Origin of the sequence: Protofrankia symbiont of Coriaria myrtifolia, from assembly GCF_900634755.1 — a bacterium.
Lineage (GTDB): Bacteria > Actinomycetota > Actinomycetes > Frankiales > Frankiaceae > Protofrankia > Protofrankia coriariae.
The window spans coordinates 15,018-35,574 of sequence record NZ_CAAAFS010000258.1; the positions used below are offsets into that span (position 1 = coordinate 15,018).

Below are 20,557 nucleotides of genomic sequence, written 5' to 3' on the forward strand. Positions count from 1 at the left end.
GTCCCGTGTTGCCGGCGGCCCAGCTGCCCGTGCCACCGGCGGAGCTCGGCCGTCCCCTGCGGGAGGTCACCTTCGTCGTGGTGGACCTGGAGACCACCGGCAGCCGGGCGGCCGACAGCGAGATCACCGAGATCGGCGCGGTGAAGATCCGCGGCGGGGAGGTCCTCGCGGAACTGGCGACGCTGGTGCGGCCGGACGCGCCGATCCCGCCGTTCATCTCGGTCCTCACCGGAATCACCGACGCGATGGTCGCCACCGCGCCCCGCATCGACGCGGCCCTGCCGACCTTCCTGGAGTTCGCCCACGGCAGCGTGCTGGTCGCGCACAACGCGCCCTTCGACCTCGGATTCCTGCGGGAGGCGTGTGTACGCTGCGGCCATCCCGTCCCTGACTGGGAGCATCTGGACACACTCCGTATCGCCAGGCAGGTGCTGGGACGGGACGAGACCCCGGACCACAAGCTCGCCTCGCTGGCCCGGCTCTTCCCCGCGGACGCCGGGCCCTGCCACCGGGCGCTGGCGGACGCGCGGGCGACCGTCGCCGTGCTGCACGGGCTGTTCGAGCGTCTCGGCGGTTTCGGCGTGACCACGCTGGAGGAACTGCACGGATTCTCCCGCAAGGTCTCCCCCGCCCGGCGGCGCAAGCGGCACCTGGCGGACGACCTGCCGACCGGCCCGGGGGTGTACATCTTCCGGGACAGCACCGACCGGCCCCTCTATGTCGGGACATCCCGGTCGGTACGGGCCCGCGTCCGGTCGTACTTCACCGCCGGTGAGCCGCGGCAGCGGATGACCGCGATGGTCGCGTCAGCCGAGCGGGTGGACGCGATCGCGTGCGCGCACGCGCTGGAGGCGCAGGTCCGGGAGGTCCGGCTGATCGCCGAGCACAAGCCCCCGTACAACCGCCGCTCCCGGAACCCGGAACGGGCGGTCTACCTGAAGATCACCGATGAGCCGTATCCGCGGCTGTCCCGGGTGCGGGCGGCCCGGGACGACGGTACCTACCTCGGCCCGTTCCCCAGCATGGCCGCGGCGGACCTCGCCGCGGCCGCGATCCACGAGGCGATCCCGCTGCGCCAGTGCGCCACCAGGCTGTCACCGCGCCGGCCCACCGCCGCGTGCGCGCTGGTGGAGCTGGGCCGCTGCGGGGCGCCCTGCGACGGCCGGGAGAGCCCGCAGGAGTACGCCCGGCACGTGGCAGCGGCCGTGACCGCCATCACCGCCGACCCGCAGGTGGTCGTGGACGCCGCGCGGGCCCGCATCGCCGCCCTCGCCGCCGAGCAGCGCTACGAGGACGCGGCGGTCGTCCGCGACCGGCTGCTGGCCTTCCTGCACGCGTCACAGCGGCTCCAGCGCCTGGCGGCGCTGACCGGCGTGGCCGAGATGACCGCCGCCGCGCCCACCGACGAGGGCGGCTGGGACATCGCGGTGATCCGCCACGGCCGGCTCGCCGGGGCGGCCAGCGCACCGGCACGCACCGATCCGTGGCCCTGGGTGACGGCGACCCGGGCCAGCGCCGAGACCGTGCGCCCGGGGCCGGGCCCCACGCCCTGCGCGAGCGCCGAGGAGACCGAACTGATCCACCGCTGGCTGACCGGCGCGGGCGTGCGTCTGGTCGGTCTCGACGGCCGCTGGGCCTCCCCGGTGACCACGGCGGCCAGGCAGATCGCCCTGCTGGGCGGCTGACCGCCGCGCCGGTCGCGGGGCTCCACTGGCGCGGCCAGCCGGCCGGCCCGGCGACCCGGCGACCAGGCGGCCCGGCGACCAAGTGGCCGGATGGCGTCGGCGCCGCTACCGCGCGAGCCGGCCGAGCAGGGCGCTCGCCGCCAGGATCGTCACCCCGGCGGAGCCGATCAGGACGACGAAGTCGAGCGGCAGGTGGGAATGCGTGCCGATCAGCAGGCCGCGCAGCGCGTCGACCAGATAGCTCAACGGGTTGAGATAGCTGACCACGCGTACCCAGGACGGCATGATGTCGACCGGGTAGAGGGCGTTGCTGGCGAAGAACATCGGCATCATGATTGCCTGGCCGATGCCCATCAGCCGGTCCCGGGAGAGCACCAGCCCCGCGATCACGATGGACAGGCAGGCGAAGAACGCCGCGCCGATCACCACCGCCACCGCGGCGCCCACCAGCTTCAACGGGTTGGCGGTCAGCCCGACGCCGAGCACCGCCGCGAGCAGCACGACGACGAACACCTGGATCAGCGCGCGCACCCCGGCGGCGAACGCCTTGCCCGTGACCAGTGCGGTGCGCGGCGTGGGCGTGACCATGAGCTTGGCCAGCACGCCCGCGTCCCGGTCCCAGATGATCTGGATGCCGTAGAAGATCGAGATGAACAGCGCGGACTGGGCGAGGATCCCCGGTGCCAGGTAGTCCAGGTACGGGACGGATCCGGTCGGGATGGCGTGGACGCGGTTGAACGTCACACCGAAGACCAGCAGCCACAGCGCGGGCTGGACGGCTCTGGTGTAGAGCTCCACCCGGTCGTGGCGCAGCTTCTGCAGCTCCACCAGGGACAGCGTGGCCAGCCGGCGCAGCAGCAGCCGGGCCGCGCCCAGCCGGCTGGTGTCGAAGTCGTCGTCGACGAGGCCGCCGGGCCAGGCCCTGTCGGCCGCGTTCCCGGCGGTCCGGGGATCCCGCTCCCCCGGAGCGCTAGCCAACCCGGCGGGCGGCACGGCGGGTGTGCTGGACGCCACGGAAATCACCTGCCTCGTTGCCGTTGCCGGCGAGCGCATCGCCGGTGTGGTGCCGGAACACGTCCTCCAGGCTGGCCCGCGCGCCCAGCTCGGCCTTCAGCTCGCCGGGCACGCCGGTGACCCGCACCCGGCCGGCGTGCATCAGCGCGACCCGGTCGCAGAGGACGTCGGCCTCCTCCATGTAGTGGGTGGTCAGCAGTACCGCCATGCCGTGCTCCTCACGCAGGCGCAGGACGTGCTCCCAGACGCTGTCGCGGGCGATCGGGTCGAGTCCGACGGTCGGCTCGTCGAGGATGAGCAGCCGTGGCGCGTTGACCAGGGCCTGGGCCAGTTCCAGACGGCGGACCATCCCGCCCGAGTAGGTGCGTGCCAGCCGGTCGGCGACGTCGGTCAGGCCCATGGCCGCCAGCGCCTGGTCGACCCGGGCCCGTCGGTGCCGGCGCGGGACGTCGAACAGGCCGGCGAACAGCGCGACGTTCTCGCGTCCGGTCAGCCCGCTGTCCGCGGAGAGCATCTGCGGTACGTAGCCCATCAGCCGCCGGGTCCGGATCGGCTGGCGGGCCGCGTCCACCCCGAAGACGAGAACCGAGCCGGCCGCCGGCCGCAGCAGAGTCACGATGACGCGGATCGCCGTGGTCTTGCCGGCACCGTTCGGCCCGAGCAGGCCGACGATCTCCCCGGGGGCGAGGGTGAGGTCGAGGGAGTCGACCGCGGTCTTCTCGCCGAACCGGTAGGTCAGCCCTCGGACGTCCAGCGCCGGCGGGTCATCCGGGGCTGGCGCGGGCGTGGACGCGGTCGGCGACACGGAATGATCGATGGACATTCGACCTCCATATCTTTTTCTTTCTGCAACTAACTATCCACCCCCACGGTTGTCGCGTCATCTGTCCCGGTCGAACATCCACCCGAACACCCACAAAAGGTCTGGGGCCTCCCGCCTCCGGATGACGGAGGTGGAAGGCCCCAGGTAAACCTCGCGGTAAGAAGACCTCAGCCGGTCAGTGCCCGCCCTCGGAGCGCTGCGGGGAGGAGCCGGTCGGCTCCGGCTGGCGTTCCTCCTCCTCGACGAAGAAGCCGCTGACAGCCCGGCCCGCGCGACGCACGAGAGCGCCCTTGGCATGCGCGTCCCCCGCGGACGGCAGGGCCACCCGGTCGGTCGGCACCCGGGGGTGGTCGGGCACCGGTGGCAGCTTCGGCCGGTGCTCCTCCACGAACTCCCCGTTGGGCAGCTGCTGGATGATCCCGGTCTCGATGCCGTGTTCGGCGATCTCACGATCACGTTCCTGCAGGTGGATGCACAGCTTCCTGGTGAAGTAGAAGACGATCGGCGGCAGGACGATGGCGCCGACCCGACCCGCCCAGGTCATCGCGTTCAGCGAGATGTCGAACGTCTTGGCGATGACGTCGTTGCCACCCGAGATCCACAGCACCAGGTAGAACGTGATGGCGAAGGCGCCGAGGCCGGTGCGGGTGGGCGTCTCGCGCGGACGCTGCAGCAGGTTGTGCGACTCCTTGTCGCCGGTGACCTTCGCCTCGATGAACGGGTACACCGCCAGCAGGGTGAACAGGATGCCGGGCAGGATCAGCGTCGGCCAGAACACCGCCGGGACCGTGTGCCCGAGCCCGCGGAACTCCCACGGCGGGAACAGCCGGGTCGACCCGTCGAGGAAGCCGATGTACCAGTCCGGCTGGGAGGCGGAGCTGACGTTCGCCGGGTCGTACGGCCCGAAGGCCCAGATCGGGTTGATCTGGGCGAGACCCCCGAGCAGGGCGAGCATCGCGAACACCAGCATGAAGAAGCCGCTGGACTTCGCCGCGAAGACCGGGAAGACCCGGTGCCCGACGACGTTGTGCTCGGTCTTGCCCGGACCGGGGAAGTCGGTGTGCTTCTGGTGCCAGAGGATGCCCAGGTGGGCGCCGATCAGCGCCAGCAGGACGCCTGGCACCAGCAGGATGTGGACGACGTACAGCCGGGGTATGAAGTTCTCGCCCGGCCATTCACCGTTGAAGACGAGGAAGGACGCCCAGGTGCCGACGACCGGGATCGACTGGGCGATGGACGCGGCGATCCGCAGCCCGGTGCCGGAGAGCAGGTCGTCCGGGAGCGAGTAGCCGGCGAAGCCCTCGAGGATGCCCAGCACGAACAGGCCGACGCCGATCAGCCAGTTGACCTCGCGGGGCTTGCGGAAGGCACCGGTGAAGAACACCCGCATCAGGTGCACCAGGATGGACGCGACGAACAGCAGCGCGGCCCAGTGGTGGATCTGGCGGAAGATCAGGCCCGCGCGGGTGTCGAAGCTGATCTCCAGGGTCGACGCGTAGGCGCGGCTCATCTCGACGCCCTTGAGCGGTACGTACGAGCCGTCGTAGACGACCTCGGTGTTGCTCGGGTCGAAGAACAGCGTCAGATAGATGCCGGTCAGGACCAGGATGACGAAGCTGTAGAGAGCGATTTCCCCGATCATGAAGGACCAGTGGCCGGGGAACACCTTGTTCAGGTTGCGCCGCAACGCCGCCTGCGTGCCGAACCGTTCGTCGGCCGCCCGGTTGAGCGCGCGGACGGGACCCGGCCTCTTGACCAGAGGTGGTGGTGGGACGGTGGTCATGAGCGCTCCCAGAAGGCGGGACCGATGGGCTCGGTGTAGTCACCGTCTCGTGCGATGAAATATCCGTCCTTGTCGACTCCGAGCGCCAGTTGCGGCAGGGACCGGCTGGCCGGCCCGAAGATCGCTCGGCATCCGTCCAACACATCGAACACGGACTGGTGACAGGGGCACAGCAGGTGGTGGGTCTGCGCCTCGTAGAGGCTGACCGGGCAGCCCGCGTGAGTGCAGATCTTGGAGTAGGCGACGTGGCCGTCGTAGGCCCAGTCCTCCCGACCCGGCCGCGGCCGGTTCTCGTCCGGCCCGAGCCGGATCAGGACGGTGGCGCTGTCGGCCTTCTGGTGCAGGGTGCGCTGGGGCTCGTAACGGACCCTGCCGTCGGGCTCGGTGACCGGGATCGCCGGGAACACCGTCTCGATGCCGCCGATGGAGATGTCACCGAGCCTGACCGGGGTGCCCTCCCCGGTGACCAGCCGGGCGCCCTTCACCCAGTGGGTGTGGTCGAGCTGTTTGCCCGGCTTGCGGTTGGTCAGGTTCAGCAGCGGTACCACCAGCAGGGCGCCGAGCACCGTGCCCGCGCCGAGCAGGGTCCGGCGGATCAGCGGCCGGCGGGCCAGCCCGGTGTCGGCGTAGCCGAGGGCGACCGTCTCCTCGGTGGCGGCGATCTCCTCGTCCGCGGACCTGAAGGGGTGCCGTTCCTGGACGGCCTCCTCGTGCGGCATGAGCCGCTTGGCCCAGATGATGATCCCGAACCCGATGCCGCCCATGGCCAGGGCGAGCGCGGTGCCCAGGGCCGGGGTGTAGTACTCCTTGTGCTTGTCACCGACGAAGTTGGTGACAACGAACCCGACCGTCCCGATGATCGAGATCACGAACCAGAACGCGGCCTGCCACTCGGCCCGGCGTTCGGCCCGGCGGTCGAGCGCCTCGGCGTGGGGATCACGTACACCCACGCCCCGCTCGGGCGGCTCGGCCAGCAGGACCGTCGACCCCGCGCGGGTCGCGTCGGTCTGGTGCTCAGGGGTACCGAGACGCTCGGGACCGTCGTCGTGGCCCTGACGCAGTTCGGGTCCGCCAGCGCTGACGTCGGACCCGGGTGCGGGCTCCCCTGACGGCTTCACCGGGTGCTTGGCCCGGTCGAAGATGCTGCCGCCGCTGTCGTCGGGCGCGCCCGGGCCGGCGTTGTCGTCGTCCTGCTTGCTCATACCTTCTGCCTCGCTCCGATCCACAGGCACACCGCGAGCAGGCCACCGATTCCGACCAGCCAGGCCAGCAGCCCCTCAGGAACCGGGCCGTACTTACCAAGACCGTGGCCGCCGGCGGCCGGGGCCTCGCTGACGTGCCGGATGTACTTGGCGATCGCGACCGCGTCGGCATTGTCGACCTGCCCCGGGCCGAACAGGGGCATCGACTCCGGACCGGTCCGCATCGCCTCGATGATCTGGACCGGGGTGGCGTGGCTGAGGTCCGGCGCGTACTTGCCGTAGGTCAGCGGCGCGCCCGCGCCCGCGGCCTGGTGGCACTGGGCGCAGTTGGCCCGGTACAGCTCCCCGCCATGGGCCAGGTCGGCGTCGCTCCACTCGGCCTCGTCGATGACCGGCTTCCGCGGGCCGCCGCCAAGGCTGTCGATGTAGGCGGCCAGCTGGTCGATCTGCGTCTGACTGTAGATCGGGTCCTTGCGCTTGGCCTGCGCGCCCGGCGCCGCCAGCGGCATCCGCCCGGTGCTGACCTGGAAGTCGACCGCGGCCGACCCGACGCCGATCAGGCTCGGGGCCTGGTTGCCGCCCTGGCCCTGCAGGCCGTGGCAGCTTGAGCAGCCCTGGAGGTAGAGGGCCTGCCCCGCCCGGACGGCCTCGTTGGTCGCCGCGGTGTCCTCGGCCGTCCCACGCGGAGCGAACGCCGTCCACAACACGCCGGTGGCCGCGAGCGCCACCAGCAGGACCACGGCCGAGGAACGCCGACGCCGGCGTACGGATGCGCGGGCAGCGCCCGTAGATGCAGTCATGTCGCTCACTGGCTCACTGGAGGAGGTAGATGGTCGCGTACAGGCCGATCCAGACGACGTCGACGAAGTGCCAGTAGTACGACGTCACGATCGCGGACGTCGCCTTCTCGGGCGTGAACCTGCCGTAGGTCGACCGGGCCAGCACGATCACGAAGGCGACGAGCCCACCGATGACGTGCAGGCCGTGGAAGCCGGTCGTGAGGTAGTACACGGAGCCGTAGGCATGGGACGAGATCGAGAACTCGTTCTCGCGGAAGTACTCCCACGCCTGGCCGCCGACGAACACCAGGCCCATGATCAGGGTGATGACGTACCAGCGGCGCAGCCCGTAGACGTCACCGCGCTCGGCGGCGAACACGCCGAGCTGGCAGGTCAGACTGGAGAGCACCAGGATCGTCGTGAAGAAGAGCGCGAAACCCACGTGCAGGTGGACCGGACCGTACTCGGACCCCGCGGGAACGCCGGTGGTCGGCGGCCAGTTGTCGCTGTCGACCGATCGGATCGTGTAGTACATCGCGAACAGGGCCGCGAAGAACATCAGCTCCGATGACAGCCACACGATCGTTCCGACCGAAACCATCGAGGGACGGTTGGCCGTCGGGTGCGGCGGCGGAGCTTTCTCAAGGACGGAGGCGGAGGCCACGTCGGTCATTCTGGCACGCGATCCGTCAGGCGCCACCGTAGGTTCGACATTCGGTAGGACTACGAGCTGTCGAGGGTTCGGCCGAACCCCCGTCCGACCCCGATCGGAGTGAGGTGACAGGGCCTGTGACCAGTCCCGGCGCCCTTGCCACGGCAGGCGCGGGAAGCCTGCTCGCATCGTCCGGGCAGGGAGAACTTCCACCGCCACCGACCGTCGGGCGAATGCTGCTGCACATCTCGCCGGAGCCCGGCCCGTTGCTACTGGTCGCCCTCATGGGCGGGTTGTACCTGTTTGGAGTGAGCAGACTCACAGATCGTGGAGACGCCTGGAGCCGCTGGCGGACGGCCTCCTGGCTGGCCGGCCTGGTGGTGGTCGCCTACGCGCTCGTCGGTGGGATAGCCGCCTACGACACCGCCCTGTTCAGCGCGCACGCCGTCCAGCACATGCTGCTCGGCACGGTCGCGCCCATCCCGCTCGCGCTGGGCGCCCCCGTGACGCTGGCGCTGCGGGCCCTGCCGCTGCGTCCCCGCCGGCTGCTGGTACGGCTGCTGCACAGCCGGGTGGCGCGGGTGGTCACCTTCCCGCTGGTCGGCTTCGCCGCGTTCATCGTGAGCCTCTACGGGCTGTACTTCACCGGCCTGTACGAGGCGTCGATGCGGCACACGGCGCTCCATCTGTTCCTGCACGTGCACTTCCTGGCCGTCGGCTGCCTGTTCTACTGGCCGATCATCGGACTCGACCCGATGCCGGGACGGCTGCCGTACTGGGGACGGCTGCTCCTGCTGTTCGTGACCTTCCCGATGCACGCGTTGTGGGCGCTGGCTATGTTCACCACCAACGAGGTCTTCGCCGCGGACTGGTATGCCGAGCTCGGCCGGACCTGGGGGTCCAGCCCGCTCGGCGACCAGCAGACCGGCGCCGGGCTGATGTGGGCCGCCGGCGAGGTGGTCGGCGCCATGGTGTTCGTCGCGTTGTTCATCCAGTGGTCACGGGCGGACGACCGGGAGGCCGCCCGCGAGGACCGCCGCCTGGACCGGCTGCTCGACGCCGCCGCGGGCCCCGCCCGAGCACGCCCGGGCACACCCGGGCACCCCGCGACCGAGCGGGACGGGACAGCCGGACGGGCGCGGGAGACGGAACAGAATGCGGATCGGGAGCTCGGGCCCGTTCCGGAGGCGGATCCGGAAGCCGAGTTGCTCGCCCGGGAGGCCGCCTACAACGCCTGGCTCGCCCGGCTCGCCGCGAACGACACCGCCGCCCCACGGCGGCCCGCGACCGTCCGCGACAGGACACCGGGGACGGAGCAGGGCTGACGAGCCAGGCCAGGCAGGCCGACAGGAAGGCCGGGCCGGAGCGCCGGCAGCCGGCTGTGTGGCGGACGACCAGCCGCGTGGGCGGTCAGCCGCGTAGCGCGAGGTCCGCGATCAGGGACGTCCTGGTCGTGCCGGTGATCGGTGTCGCCTCGTTGTAGGCGGGATGGTCGACCACCAGTTCGACCGGCACGGCCGGATCCCGGAAGGCATCCCGGGTGTCGTCGTTGAGGAGGAACCGCAGCATGTGCACGGACACGGTCTGGCTCGGGACGTCCGGGTCCTCGTCGGGGCCGAGAATCTCCTCGGCCGGCACCGGTACGCCGCCGATCTCCAGCCGGATGCTGCGCTGCACGCCGGCCAGCCGCTCCAGCTCCGCGCGCACGGCGTCCAGGACGTCAAGCTCGATGAACAGGGTGGCGGTCAGCGTGTGGCTGGAGGGCAGCAGGCGGGAATAGATGTCGATCTCGTGGGCGACCTCCGAGGGGTCGCGCAGCCGTTCGGTGTAGACCATCTCCTGCACCTGGTAGCGCAGGGTCTGCTCGTTCTCGAACTCGAACAGGAGCATGTCGCCGACCCGGATTCGGCGCTCCGCCCTCACCGGCAGGATGCGGGCGCGCAGGCTCGGCCGTTGGGCGGAGTAGACCTCGGGGTCGGTGATGATGTCGGCGACACTGAGCGCCATCGTTGGGACTCCCTGACGATCATCGAAGGCATGGGCGGCGCGCCGGATGTTACGCCGACATCCGCCAGATCATGAAGCGGCCGGGAGGCCGTCCGCCGGGCACGCGCCGACAACGTCACGCGCCGACAACGTGTAGTGGCCGGGGCGGACGCGACCTGTGCGTCCACCCCGGCCAGCTACCTTCTCGGCGGCAGGCGGCTCCGCCCTGGTGACAGCCCGAAGCGGTACGGCCTGCCGGAGTTATTCCGCCGCGACTGTGTCCAGCGTGTCCAGGGCCTTCTGGAAGCGGCCGGCGTGGGTCTTCTCGGCGCGCGCGAGGGTGGCGAACCAGTCGGCGATCTCCTCGAAGCCCTCCTCACGGGCGGTCTTGGCGAAGCCCGGGTACATCGCGGTGAACTCGTAGGTCTCCCCCGCCACGGCGCTGGCAAGGTTCTTGGCGGTGTCACCGATCGGGCTCCCCGTCGCCGGGTCGCCGACCTTGGCGAGGAAGTCCAGGTGGCCGAAAGCGTGACCGGTCTCACCCTCGGCGGTGTCGCGGAAGAGCGAGCTGACATCGGTCAGGCCCTCGATGTCCGCCACCCGGGCGAAGTAGAGGTAACGGCGGTTCGCCTGGCTCTCGCCGGCGAACGCCTCCTTGAGGTTGTCGTGCGTCTTCGTGCCGTCAAGCTTGGACATACATGCTCCTTCTTTCGGGTGCGGTCACCTCTGGTGACCTTCTTTCGGGTGCGGTCGTCTCTGGTGACCTTCTTCAAGTGCGGTCACCTCTGGTGCGAGGCGACGCCCTTGGGGTGCGGCCGTCCAGGATGGTGACGACCGCTCGGATGAGTGGCTCGCGGCGGCGCGGGAAACCTCGAGTGGGACACCGGCCGCGCGACAACCGATGGTGTTCAGGGCTTCCGGTGATCAACCACCCGGTCGACAGGACGGACACAGGCCGCGCAACTGCAGGTCGTAGCCTGTGATCGCGAAGCCGGTGCTGTGCGCGAGCTCGTCGACCATCATCTCCACCGGGCTCGGCAGATCGATGTCCACGGCTTGTCCACAGCGGTCACAGACCAGATGGTCGTGACGGCTGGTGTTCCCGTCGTAGCGGGCGGCCGTACCGTTGCCGAGACTGAGCTCGAGGGCCTGTCCGGCCTGGACGAGCAGCCCCAGAGACCGGTAGACGGTGGCAGCGCCGATACCTGGCGCGACTTCTCGGACGCGATCGTAGACCTCGGCCGCTGTCGGATGGTTGTGGGCAGTCTGAAGCACCTCCAGCACCGCGCGGCGCTGGGGGGTGAGACGGAGAGCCTGCTGACCGTCCATGTCACATCCGATGCTGTCACGTCCGATGCCGTTGGTAGACACGCCCTGCCCTAGCAAACCGTCCGCAATTGTCTTGTGACGTTTGGTCATGGCTGGCCGCGACTGAATCTTGCTGCGGTCGACACCCTTGAGAACGAGTCTCATTCTCTACTAGAGGACGGCAGTCCCGCAAACCCGCCACGCCCAGCCTGGCGGACCGGGCGATGACACATCGGCATCTCCCCTGCGTGTCCCGCACAGCTCCCGGTGCCACGACCGTGGGCGTCACCTGTCAGCACGATCGGATACCCTGCGGGCGGGTCCCTCACCATGGGCACACATCACGCCATGGGCGCACACCCACCATGGGCGCACACTGCCGCGGTCGCGGTGTGTGACTCCTCGACGCTCCCATCGGGCGCCATCCTGCCAACGGCCGCTTCGAGTGAAAGGCCTGCGGTCGCATGAGTACCGTTCTCGTGTACGCGGACAAGCCCGAAGTCCGGGAGCGGGTGAAGCTCGCCATCGGCCCGCTTCCCGACCGCGAACTCGGCATCCTGGAGTTCCTGGACGCCACGGACGGCCCGTCCGTGATCGACGCGGTCGACCACGGGGAAGCCGACATCTGCGTCCTGGACGCCGAGGCCGCCCCCAGCGGGGGTATGGGCCTGTCCCGGCAGATCAAGAACGAGATCTCCAACCCCCCGCCCACCGTCCTGCTGGTCGCCCGTCGGGACGACCGCTGGCTGGCGAGCTGGTCGCTGGCGGACGCGGTGGTCGCTCATCCGGTCGGCCCCGCCGAGCTCACCGAGGTCGTCGTCACGCTGCTGCGCCGCCGGCACTCGCCGGCGCCCCGCGCGCAGTCCTCCCCCGCTCACTGACACGTCCCTTCCCTGCTGACGGCAGTGCCCTGGGGCCATGGCGCCCAACGCCCGGCCACGGCCCCACCCGGCACGCCGGCCCGGCCGGTCGGACTACCCGCGATCCGTCCGAGAAACAGTCCGCGCGGTACCCGGATGGCCGGACGGCACGAACAGCTCGGTGGTCCGGGAGCAGCCGGGGCAGCGGGAACGACCGGACGCCAGGAACAACCAAGTACGATCACAACGGGGAAGACAGGGATGATGGCCACGCCAACAGGCACGGAGCCAACAGGCACGGAGAGGGACGAGCCGGCCGTACCCGTACCCGCCGGCCAGCCGAGCTGGGCCGAACTTCTCACGCTGCTCCTGCGCGGGGACTCACTGCGCGCCGAGGATGCCGGCTGGGCGATGCAGCAGATCATGTCCGGCGCGGCGTCACCCGCCCGGATCGCCGGCTTCGCGGTGGCGCTACGGGCCAAGGGTGAGACCGCCGAGGAGGTCCGCGGCCTGGTCGAAGCGATGCTCGACCACGCCGCGCCGCTGGAGGTCTCCGACGACGTTCGGGAACGCGCGGTGGACACCTGCGGCACCGGCGGAGATCGATCACATTCGGTGAACATATCGACCATGGCGGCGCTCGTGGTCGCCGGATCCGGCATCCCCGTGATCAAGCATGGCAACCGGGCCGCGTCCTCGCGGTGCGGCACGGCCGACCTGCTGGAGGAACTCGGCGTCGTCATCGACCTGCCGCCGGCCGCCGTCGGCACCTGCCTGGCCCGGGCGGGTGCTGCCTTCTGTTTCGCCCCGGTCTTCCATCCGGCCATGCGGCACGCGGCCGGGACGCGCCGTGAGCTCGGCGTGCCCACCTTCTTCAACATCCTCGGGCCGCTGACCAACCCGGGCCGGCCCGCCTCCCAGGCCATCGGGGTCGCCGATCCACAGCTGGCCCCGGTCGTCGCGGGCGTGCTCGCCGCGCGCGGCACCCGGGGCCTGGTGTTCCGGGGCGACGACGGCCTCGACGAGCTCACGCCGACGACCACGTCGACGGTGTGGGTGATCAGTGGCGGCACGGTCCGGCAGGAGGCCTTCGACCCACGAACGGTGGGCATTCAGCCCGGCGACCCCGCGGAGCTGCGGGGTGGTGACGCCGCCCACAACGCCGAGGTCGCCCGTGTTCTGCTGGCCGGACGTCGTGGGCTGGTACGCGACGCCGTCCTGCTGGCCGCCGCGACGGCTCTGGTCGCCTCCACCGGGCCGACCGCCGCACCGGTGAGCGAGCAGATCCAGCGTCAGCTCAGCCGGGCCGCCTGGTCGCTGGATTCCGGCGCGGCCGAAGCCGCGCTGGGGCGCTGGGTCAGGACGAGCCAGGCGGCTGCCGCCGCCGCGTCCAGCGGCGTCTGAGGCCAGGGCAGCACCGGTTCACCCAGAGGCCGGTTTTCACCCAGGACAGATCCGGCCCCTGCCGGAGGACCTGTCGCGTATGTCCGTTCGCGTACGTCCGTACCGATGGGCGCCGACAGGCGGAAGTTCCATCCAGAGCAGGTCAGGACCTGTCTCACCTGGGCTGTCCCGCGCGTGGGCGGCCGGCCCAGCCCAGGGCCGCCTGTTCCCGGTGGGCCGGCGTCCGGCCCACCGGAAACAGGATCAGTCTTCGGGGACGGGTGGGTGCCACAGGTTCTCGAACAGCAGGCCTGTGACGAAGAACAGCGTCAGGAGCCCGCCGATCAGAGCGAGCCAGACGCCGAAGACGATGCCGAAGACAACCAGGCTGGCGCTGAACGCGATGAAGATCGGATAGTAGCTACCCGGTGTGAAGTGCCCGAGTTCCCCGGCTCCGTCGGCGACCTCGGCGTCGGGCAGGTCCTGTGGCCGCGCTCCGATCCGGCGGGCGGTGAACAGCAGATATCCACCGACCAGCAGGCCGAGGCTGCCGCACAGCGCCAACGCGACGGTGCCGGTCGGATCCTGTGACGTGAACCAGTAGACCACGTCGACCGCCGCGCAGAAGATTGTGAATACGAGGAAGACCACGCCTTCGATCTTCATGGCTACCGCTCCTCCCTTGCGGCCTCCGCCGACGCGAAAAAATCATCGCATCGGCTTCGGCTGGTCTCCTGCCGGCCCACGGGTCGGCTATTTGATTTCAGGCGTGGCGTGGTAGTCCACGCTGCCCGCCGCCTGCGGATAGTGCAGGTCGAAAGCCGGCCGTTCCGAGCGGATACGCGGCAGCGAGCGGAAGTTGTGGCGCGGCGGCGGGCAGGACGTCGCCCATTCCAGGGAGTTCCCGTAGCCCCACGGGTCGTCCACGACGGCCAGCTCGCCCTTCTTGTACGAACGCCAGACGTTGTAGATGAACGGCAGGGTCGAGGTGGCCAACAGGAAGGCGCCGGCCGTGGAGATCGTGTTGTAGGTGGTGAAACCGTCGGTGGGCGAGTAGTCGGCGACCCGGCGCGGCATACCCTTCACGCCCAGCCAGTGCTGGATCAGGAAGGTCAGGTGGAAGCCGAAGAACAACGCCCAGAAATGGATCTTCCCGAGTTTCTCGTCGAGCAGCCGCCCGGTGACCTTGGGAAACCAGAAGTAGATCCCGGCGTACGCGGCGAAGACCACCGAGCCGAAAACGACGTAGTGGAAGTGCGCGACCACGAAGTAGCTGTCACTGACGTGGAAGTCGATCGGCGGGCTGGCCAGCAGCACGCCGGTGAGGCCGCCGAAGAGGAACGTCACGAGAAAGCCCAGTGCGAACAACATGGGCGTCTCGAAGGTGATCTGCCCTCGCCACAGGGTGCCGATCCAGTTGAAGTACTTCATCCCGGTCGGCACCGCGATCAGGAAGGAGAGGAAGGCGAAGAACGGCAGCAGGACGGCCCCGGTGGCGAACATGTGGTGTGCCCACACCGCCACCGACAGCGCGCCGATACCGACCGTCGCGAAGACCAGCCCCTTGTACCCGAACAGCGGCTTGCGGGAGAAGACCGGCAGGACCTCGCTGATGATGCCGAAGAACGGCAGGGCGATGATGTAGACCTCGGGATGGCCGAAGAACCAGAACAGGTGCTGCCACAGGATCGCGCCGCCGTTGGCCGCGTCGAATATGTGCGCGCCCAGCCGGCGGTCCGCCTCAAGCGCGAGCAGCGCGCCGGTGAGGACCGGGAAGGCGATCAGCACCAGGATCGAAGTGATCAGGAAGTTCCAGCAGAAGATGGGCAGCCGGAACATCGTCATACCCGGCGCCCGCAGACAGAGAATCGTCGTGATCATGTTGACCGCGCCGAGGATGGTACCCAGACCGGACAGCGCCAGGCCGAGAATCCACAGGTCGGCGCCGGCCCCCGGCGAATAGAGCGAGTTGTTCAGCGGGGCGTAGGCGAACCAGCCGAAGTCCGCCGCGCCGCCCGGGGTCAGGAAGCCCGTGACGACGGTCAGGCTACCGAAGAGGAAGAACCAGTAGGACAGCGCGTTCAGCCGGGGGAAGGCCACGTCCGGCGAGCCGATCTGCAGCGGTATCAGGAAGTTCGCGAACGCGAACGCCATGGGCGTGGCGAACATCAGCAGCATCAGCGTGCCGTGCATCGTGAACAACTGGTTGAACTGTTCGTTCGACACGATCTGCAGACCAGGCCGGGCAAGCTCGATCCGCATCAGCTCGGCCATGATCCCGGCGAAGAGGAAGAAGATGAAGGAGGTCACGCCGTAGAGCAGGGCGATGTCCTTGTGGGACGTCGTCCGCAGGTAGCCGAGCAGGTTCGTCCGCGGCCTGGTGTGGAGATCCTCGACGTGGCCGGCCGGCGGCTCGTGCACCAGTGTCACTGTCGGCTCCCGGAGGTGCTCGGTGCGGCGGATGTCTGCGCGGGCGCCCCGGCGGCGGTGACTGTGGCCGGGGTCACGTCCGAGGCCGGGCGGGTCCGTTCGGCGATGAACCGGTCGTACTCGTCACCGGGGACCACCTTGACGGAGAAGTTCATCCGGTCGTGGTCGACTCCGCACAGCTCCGCGCAACGGCCCACGAAGGTACCGGTCTTGGTGATCGTGAGCTGGAACTGGTTGATCCGGCCGGGGACCACGTCCCGTTTGAACAGGAACTCAGGCACCCAGAAGGAGTGGATCACATCCGGCGAGGTCTCGATGAAGCGGATCGTCCGGTTCTGCGGGAGCACCAGGACGGCCGGCTCGCCGGGCCTGCCGGTGACCTCTATCGGGGCGGTGCCGTCGCGACCGGTGTCGAGATAGCGGAACTGCCAGTTCCAGCGGAAACCGATCACGTTGACGGTGACGTCCGGGTCGGGTGGCAGCCGGTTGATCTCGATCTCGTCCCGGGCCGTGTAGTAGAACAGCCCGGCGACGATGACCAGGGGCACGACGGTGTACAGGATCTCGACCGGCAGGTTGTACCGGACCTGCCGCGGCAGGTCGTCCGACCGTTTCCGGAACACGATGATCGCGTAGAAGATCAGACCCCAGGTGAACACGCCCACGGCGAGCGCCGCGATCGAGGAGCCCTGCCACAGGTTCAGAATGCGCGGTGTCTGGTCCGTCACTCCGTCGGGGAAACCGAAGTTGGGAACATCACACCCGGTCGCGGTCATGACGAGCAGCGCGAGCCCGGCCGTCAGGGCCAAGCGGCGCCGCCGCGGCCGGGCACGGGCGGCGCGGTGATCAGAACCTCGCGCGCGGTTCGTACTCCCCGCCCGGGCAGCGTCGGAGGCGGCCGCTTCCTCGACATCGGCGGGCAACGGCCGAGGTCGGCCGAAGGATCGGGTCACCAGGTCCTGCCTCCCACGAATGCGTCGGCCCGGGCGAACCAACCCGGTCGACGCAGGGCTCTTCGACAAGCTGTAGATGCTGCGGCAGGAGCGTATCCCAGCTACCCGTCCGGCATCACGCCAGAGCCCCGACAGGTGAGCCCTCCCGCCCCGACGAAGGCATCCCGGACAACCCGCCGGACCACCTTTTCGCCCCGCCGTCGGCTTGTGGTGCGACAGACGGCCCGCCACAACCCGCGGCGACGGGGCCTTCCCGAATCCGTGGCGGGAGGATGCCTATACCTCCGCCGCGAGGACGCCAGGAAGATCGGCAAAACGGGCTTTGACGTCGCGGCTGAGGACGATCCGTCCGGTCTCGGCCGCATGGGCCGCGATAATCAGATCGTGGGCGCCGCGACGCCGTCCGATCCGGCGTGAGGCCGCGATGAGACGGGCGTGGTGAGCGGCCGTGCCCTGCGTGTAGTCCAGCACGTCCAGCACGGATGTCATGGCGGCCAGTGCCTGTGAACGTTGGGTGGCCCTGGCTGCGATGTCGGCCAGTTCGATCCCCACCCGATACTCGGCGATCGACACGGCCGCGACCGCGAGTTCGTCGTCGTCCAGGGCGGCGCGGTCGACCGTTCCCCGTTCGTAGGCGATGAGGATGCCGGTGTCGAGGATCAGGCGGCGGCCCACGGGTCGCCCTCGTCCACGGCCAGGTGACCGACCGCCTGCGCGATGTCCGCCTCGAAGGCGTCATCCGGTGGCGTGGTGCCGACAAGCACAGCTCGAAGATCGGCTCCGGTTCGCCGACGCGCCGGCCCAATTTCCGCAATTGGTCGATTGCCTCGTGTAATCACGATGGTCTCGCCGGCCTCGATCGCGTCAAGCAGATCCGAGAACCCGCGGGACGCCTCGGTCGCCGTTACGGTGCGCACGACCACCAGCATGTCTGAAAATCAGATACGACTCCACATCGCTCGCATCGATCGACGTCACATGGACGCCGACGCGCCGTGCGGCCCACCGGCGTCCGCGAACGGAGACGCGTCTGCCGGAAACAGCGCCGCCGCACCACGCCCGGCCCAGCCCTGACCTCGCTGAGGTTCTGAGCGACCACGACATGGCCGGAACCCCCGCGCGGGCAGGTGCGAACCGTTCGTCGTCCTCACCGACGGCCGGCCCACCGTCGCCGGCCTGCTCGCGCTCGACGTCCACCCTCAGCAGTGGTTTCCCCGGTACGTCATCCAGGCATCGGCCGAGCCGCTGTCGACCGATCCCGCTGGAACACGCGCCAGGAACCAGGTCACGATCACCGGATCCATTCCACGGATGCTCGACGCCGCGCTGCTGTGGGCCAGACGTACGTTCGACACGTCGATCGTCTCCGAGGCGGACGGTACCGAGCACGACAGTCCTACCTATCCGTTCGTCGCCTTCCGTGAACTGGTCGCCAACGCCCTGGTCCACCGTGATCTCGACCACTGGTCCGCCGGCCTCGCTGTCGAGGTACGGCTGCGGCGGGACCGCCTCGTCGTGGCGGATCCGGGCGGGCTGTACGGCATCACCGTCGACCGCCTCAGCCGGGACACCGTCACCTCGGCACGCAACGCCAGGCTGGTCGCCATCTGCCAGCACGTCCGTTCCCCGGAGACCGGGGCCCGCGTCATCGAAGCTCTCGCAAGCGGCATCCCGACCATTACCGACGCGCTCGCCGCATACCATCTGCCGCCCGCCCACTACATCGACAGCGGCATCCGGTTCACCGTCGTTCTCCAGCGGAGGACAGCCACGCCGGCCGAGACGGATCTGAACACCACGGAACTGCGGATCCACCAGGCTCTCGCCAAGGGAACGCGGACCGTTTCGGAGCTGGAAAGAGACCCGGGACTGACCGCCCCCACCATCCGCAGGGCACTTCGTCGGCTGCGCGGTCGAGGTCTGATCGTCCAGCTCGGCGGCAGAGGACGCCCCACCGTCTACCAGCGCCTGGACGAAATGTCGTGACCATCCGGATCCATAAGGCGGCTCTCAGGATGTGTCCGGGCAGCCGGACGATACATCGACCGGCAGAACGGCCGTCAACGACAAACTTTTGGCGATCTTTCCTGGGTCGGACAGTTATGTCGTGGCTCTCGGCCGCCGCTTCGGGCCTGCGGCGAGACGGGCCCGCGCGCCAGCATGGCGTGAACGTGGCGGCATACCGTGGGAGGCGTGCCGGCCTATCTCGATCATGCTTCTACGGCCGTTCTGCATCCGACGGCCCGGGCGGCCCTGCTGGCCGCGATCGACGAGGGGTGGGCTGACCCGGCCCGGCTGTACCGCGACGCCCGGCAGGCCCGCATGCTGCTCGACGCCGCCCGGGAGACGGTCTCCGGGGTGATCGGCGCCCGGCCGGACGAGGTCAGCTTCACCGCCTCGGGCACCCAGGCGGCCCAGCTCGCGCTGCTCGGCGCGGCCCGGGCCCGCCGCCGCGCCGGCAGCCGCATCCTGGTCAGCGCCGTGGAACACTCCTGTGTCCTGCACGCCGCCGAGTGGCACGAGCACGCCGGCGGCCTGGTCGGCACCATCGGGGTGGACAGGTTCGGCCGTGTCGATCCGGTGAGCTTCACTCCCCCGCCGGACACGGCGGTGGCCAGCCTGCAGCACGCCAACCACGAGGTCGCCACCATCCAGCCGGTGGCTGCGGCCGCGGATGTCCTGCACGCCATGGGCGTCCCGCTGCACGTGGACGCGGCCATGTCGCTCGGGCGGATACCGGTGGACGTCACGGCGCTGGGCGCCGACCTGCTCAGCGCCAGCGCGCACAAGTTCGGCGGGCCGGCGGGCGTGGGCATCCTGGTGGTGCGCACCGGACGCCGCTGGGTCAACCCGCTGCCCGCGGACGAGCGCGAGGGCGGGCGGGTCGCCGGCTTCCCCAACGTCGCGGGGATCGTCGCTACGGCCGCGGCCCTGCACGCCCGGGCCAACGAAATCATCACCGAGGGTCCACGCCTGGCCGGCTATGTGGAACGGCTACAGGCCCGACTGCCCGAGCTCATAGCGGACGTCGAGGTGCTCGGCGACCCCGACCCGGCCGGCCGGCTGCCGCACATGATCACCTTCTCCTGCCTATACGTCGACGGCGAGTCGCTGCTGCACGAACTGGACCGGGCGGGCATCGCGGTCAGCAGCGGTTCCAGCTGCACCTCCGACACGCTCACCCCGAGCCACGTGCTCGCCGCGATGGGTGCGTTGACGCAGGGGAACATTCGGGTGTCCTTCGGCCGGGAGTCCGACAGCGGGGACGTCGACGCCCTGCTGGCGGTCCTGCCGGACGCGGTCGCCCGCGTCCGCGAACGGGCCGGGGCCGCCGGACTGTGACACACAACCGGCCCGCGATGCACAACCGGACCGTGATGCACAACCGGACCATGACGAACAGTCGGGCTATGACAAAAAATATAAATAAAACGGATAATACGGACGACATCCACTGGGACGTGGCGGCGTTCACCGCGGACGCACGGGGCCGGCGATGCCCGCTGCCGATCATCGAACTGGCCCGCCGCATCGGTGATCTCGACCTCGCCGCCACCCTGGTGCTGTGGGCGGACGACCCGGCCGCGGACCTCGACGTCCCCGCCTGGTGCCGGATGCGCGCTCAGGAGCTGGTCGCGACCCGGGCGCTGCCCACGGGCGGGACGGCCTACCTCGTCCGCCGGCTCACCTGAATCCTCG

21 protein-coding genes are annotated in these 20,557 nt (G+C 69.8%); 7 read left to right on the plus strand and 14 right to left on the minus strand.

Annotated features, from left to right (window positions below; translation table 11 throughout):
- Window positions 1-5 precede the first annotated feature (5 nt).
- On the plus strand, window positions 6-1,685 hold the full coding sequence (locus CM1CMNOD_RS14645; protein ID WP_237702793.1) for a DEDD exonuclease domain-containing protein: 1,680 nt from the start codon (window positions 6-8) through the stop codon (window positions 1,683-1,685).
- 105 nt (window positions 1,686-1,790) lie between these two features.
- On the opposite strand, the gene CM1CMNOD_RS14650 is transcribed toward CM1CMNOD_RS14645, so the two are convergent.
- The 6 genes from CM1CMNOD_RS14650 to ctaE all read right to left on the minus strand — a co-directional run bounded on the left by CM1CMNOD_RS14650 (window position 1,791) and on the right by ctaE (window position 7,959).
- The gene (locus tag CM1CMNOD_RS14650) at window positions 1,791-2,699 is read right to left on the minus strand and encodes an ABC transporter permease (RefSeq protein ID WP_013874379.1); all 909 of its coding nucleotides are present in this window, start codon (window positions 2,697-2,699) and stop codon (window positions 1,791-1,793) included.
- Window positions 2,656-3,522: an ABC transporter ATP-binding protein gene (locus tag CM1CMNOD_RS14655; protein WP_013874380.1), complete on the minus strand. Its 867-nt coding sequence runs from the start codon at window positions 3,520-3,522 to the stop codon at window positions 2,656-2,658. The genes CM1CMNOD_RS14650 and CM1CMNOD_RS14655 overlap by 44 nt, the downstream gene beginning before the upstream one ends.
- A 175-nt stretch (window positions 3,523-3,697) precedes the next feature.
- Window positions 3,698-5,305, minus strand: coding sequence for a cytochrome bc1 complex cytochrome b subunit (qcrB, locus tag CM1CMNOD_RS14660; RefSeq protein WP_013874381.1), 1,608 nt, complete (start codon window positions 5,303-5,305; stop codon window positions 3,698-3,700).
- Window positions 5,302-6,507 (minus strand): cytochrome bc1 complex Rieske iron-sulfur subunit, encoded by a 1,206-nt coding sequence (gene qcrA, locus CM1CMNOD_RS14665; RefSeq protein WP_131774037.1) that lies wholly within the window; start codon window positions 6,505-6,507, stop codon window positions 5,302-5,304. The genes qcrB and qcrA overlap by 4 nt, the downstream gene beginning before the upstream one ends.
- Window positions 6,504-7,307 (minus strand): cytochrome bc1 complex diheme cytochrome c subunit, encoded by an 804-nt coding sequence (qcrC, locus tag CM1CMNOD_RS14670; protein WP_043606755.1) that lies wholly within the window; start codon window positions 7,305-7,307, stop codon window positions 6,504-6,506. Before qcrC ends, qcrA begins: the two co-directional genes overlap by 4 nt.
- 13 nt (window positions 7,308-7,320) lie before the next feature.
- Complete coding sequence (gene ctaE / locus CM1CMNOD_RS14675) at window positions 7,321-7,959, minus strand: aa3-type cytochrome oxidase subunit III (protein ID WP_013874384.1); 639 nt, start codon at window positions 7,957-7,959, stop codon at window positions 7,321-7,323.
- A gap of 116 nt (window positions 7,960-8,075) precedes the next feature.
- Between ctaE and CM1CMNOD_RS14680 the strand changes: the two genes are divergently transcribed.
- Window positions 8,076-9,263 carry a cytochrome c oxidase assembly protein gene (locus CM1CMNOD_RS14680; protein ID WP_013874385.1) on the plus strand — a complete coding sequence of 396 codons (1,188 nt, stop codon included), beginning with the start codon at window positions 8,076-8,078 and terminating at the stop codon, window positions 9,261-9,263.
- 85 nt (window positions 9,264-9,348) lie between these two features.
- On the opposite strand, the gene CM1CMNOD_RS14685 is transcribed toward CM1CMNOD_RS14680, so the two are convergent.
- The 3 genes from CM1CMNOD_RS14685 to CM1CMNOD_RS14695 form a co-directional block, all read right to left on the minus strand.
- Window positions 9,349-9,945, minus strand: coding sequence for a DUF3501 family protein (locus tag CM1CMNOD_RS14685; RefSeq protein WP_013874386.1), 597 nt, complete (start codon window positions 9,943-9,945; stop codon window positions 9,349-9,351).
- A 240-nt stretch (window positions 9,946-10,185) separates the two neighbouring features.
- Entirely contained in the window at window positions 10,186-10,620 is a 435-nt protein-coding gene (locus tag CM1CMNOD_RS14690; protein WP_013874387.1) for a rubrerythrin family protein, read from the minus strand.
- Between the two features lie 228 nt (window positions 10,621-10,848).
- Window positions 10,849-11,253 (minus strand): Fur family transcriptional regulator, encoded by a 405-nt coding sequence (locus tag CM1CMNOD_RS14695; RefSeq protein WP_043603786.1) that lies wholly within the window; start codon window positions 11,251-11,253, stop codon window positions 10,849-10,851.
- Between the two features lie 443 nt (window positions 11,254-11,696).
- Here CM1CMNOD_RS14695 and CM1CMNOD_RS14700 point away from each other — a divergent pair, with 443 nt between their 5' ends.
- Window positions 11,697-12,113 carry a response regulator transcription factor gene (locus CM1CMNOD_RS14700; protein ID WP_013874389.1) on the plus strand — a complete coding sequence of 139 codons (417 nt, stop codon included), beginning with the start codon at window positions 11,697-11,699 and terminating at the stop codon, window positions 12,111-12,113.
- A 240-nt stretch (window positions 12,114-12,353) separates the two neighbouring features.
- Window positions 12,354-13,496: an anthranilate phosphoribosyltransferase gene (trpD, locus tag CM1CMNOD_RS14705; protein WP_013874390.1), complete on the plus strand. Its 1,143-nt coding sequence runs from the start codon at window positions 12,354-12,356 to the stop codon at window positions 13,494-13,496.
- Window positions 13,497-13,739: 243 nt separating this feature from the next.
- Here trpD and CM1CMNOD_RS14710 read toward each other — a convergent pair whose 3' ends face one another.
- The 5 genes from CM1CMNOD_RS14710 to CM1CMNOD_RS14730 all read right to left on the minus strand — a co-directional run bounded on the left by CM1CMNOD_RS14710 (window position 13,740) and on the right by CM1CMNOD_RS14730 (window position 17,775).
- A complete protein-coding gene (locus CM1CMNOD_RS14710) occupies window positions 13,740-14,141 on the minus strand; it encodes a cytochrome c oxidase subunit 4 (protein ID WP_013874391.1) in 402 nt (133 codons plus the stop codon).
- 87 nt (window positions 14,142-14,228) lie between these two features.
- Window positions 14,229-15,905: an aa3-type cytochrome oxidase subunit I gene (gene ctaD / locus CM1CMNOD_RS14715; RefSeq protein ID WP_013874392.1), complete on the minus strand. Its 1,677-nt coding sequence runs from the start codon at window positions 15,903-15,905 to the stop codon at window positions 14,229-14,231.
- A complete protein-coding gene (gene ctaC, locus CM1CMNOD_RS14720; protein ID WP_013874393.1) occupies window positions 15,902-16,858 on the minus strand; it encodes an aa3-type cytochrome oxidase subunit II in 957 nt (318 codons plus the stop codon). The genes ctaD and ctaC overlap by 4 nt, the downstream gene beginning before the upstream one ends.
- 276 nt (window positions 16,859-17,134) lie before the next feature.
- A complete protein-coding gene (locus tag CM1CMNOD_RS14725; RefSeq protein WP_013874394.1) occupies window positions 17,135-17,533 on the minus strand; it encodes a type II toxin-antitoxin system VapC family toxin in 399 nt (132 codons plus the stop codon).
- Window positions 17,518-17,775: a type II toxin-antitoxin system Phd/YefM family antitoxin gene (locus CM1CMNOD_RS14730; protein ID WP_043606757.1), complete on the minus strand. Its 258-nt coding sequence runs from the start codon at window positions 17,773-17,775 to the stop codon at window positions 17,518-17,520. The genes CM1CMNOD_RS14725 and CM1CMNOD_RS14730 overlap by 16 nt, the downstream gene beginning before the upstream one ends.
- Window positions 17,776-18,169: 394 nt before the next feature.
- Between CM1CMNOD_RS14730 and CM1CMNOD_RS14735 the strand changes: the two genes are divergently transcribed.
- The 3 genes from CM1CMNOD_RS14735 (at window position 18,170) to CM1CMNOD_RS14745 (ending at window position 20,550) form a co-directional block, all read left to right on the plus strand.
- Window positions 18,170-18,844, plus strand: coding sequence for an ATP-binding protein (locus tag CM1CMNOD_RS14735; protein WP_237702795.1), 675 nt, complete (start codon window positions 18,170-18,172; stop codon window positions 18,842-18,844).
- A gap of 207 nt (window positions 18,845-19,051) precedes the next feature.
- Window positions 19,052-20,200: a cysteine desulfurase family protein gene (locus CM1CMNOD_RS14740; protein WP_043603789.1), complete on the plus strand. Its 1,149-nt coding sequence runs from the start codon at window positions 19,052-19,054 to the stop codon at window positions 20,198-20,200.
- 50 nt (window positions 20,201-20,250) lie between these two features.
- Window positions 20,251-20,550: a sulfurtransferase TusA family protein gene (locus CM1CMNOD_RS14745; RefSeq protein WP_237702798.1), complete on the plus strand. Its 300-nt coding sequence runs from the start codon at window positions 20,251-20,253 to the stop codon at window positions 20,548-20,550.
- The last annotated feature ends 7 nt before the right edge of the window (window positions 20,551-20,557 follow it).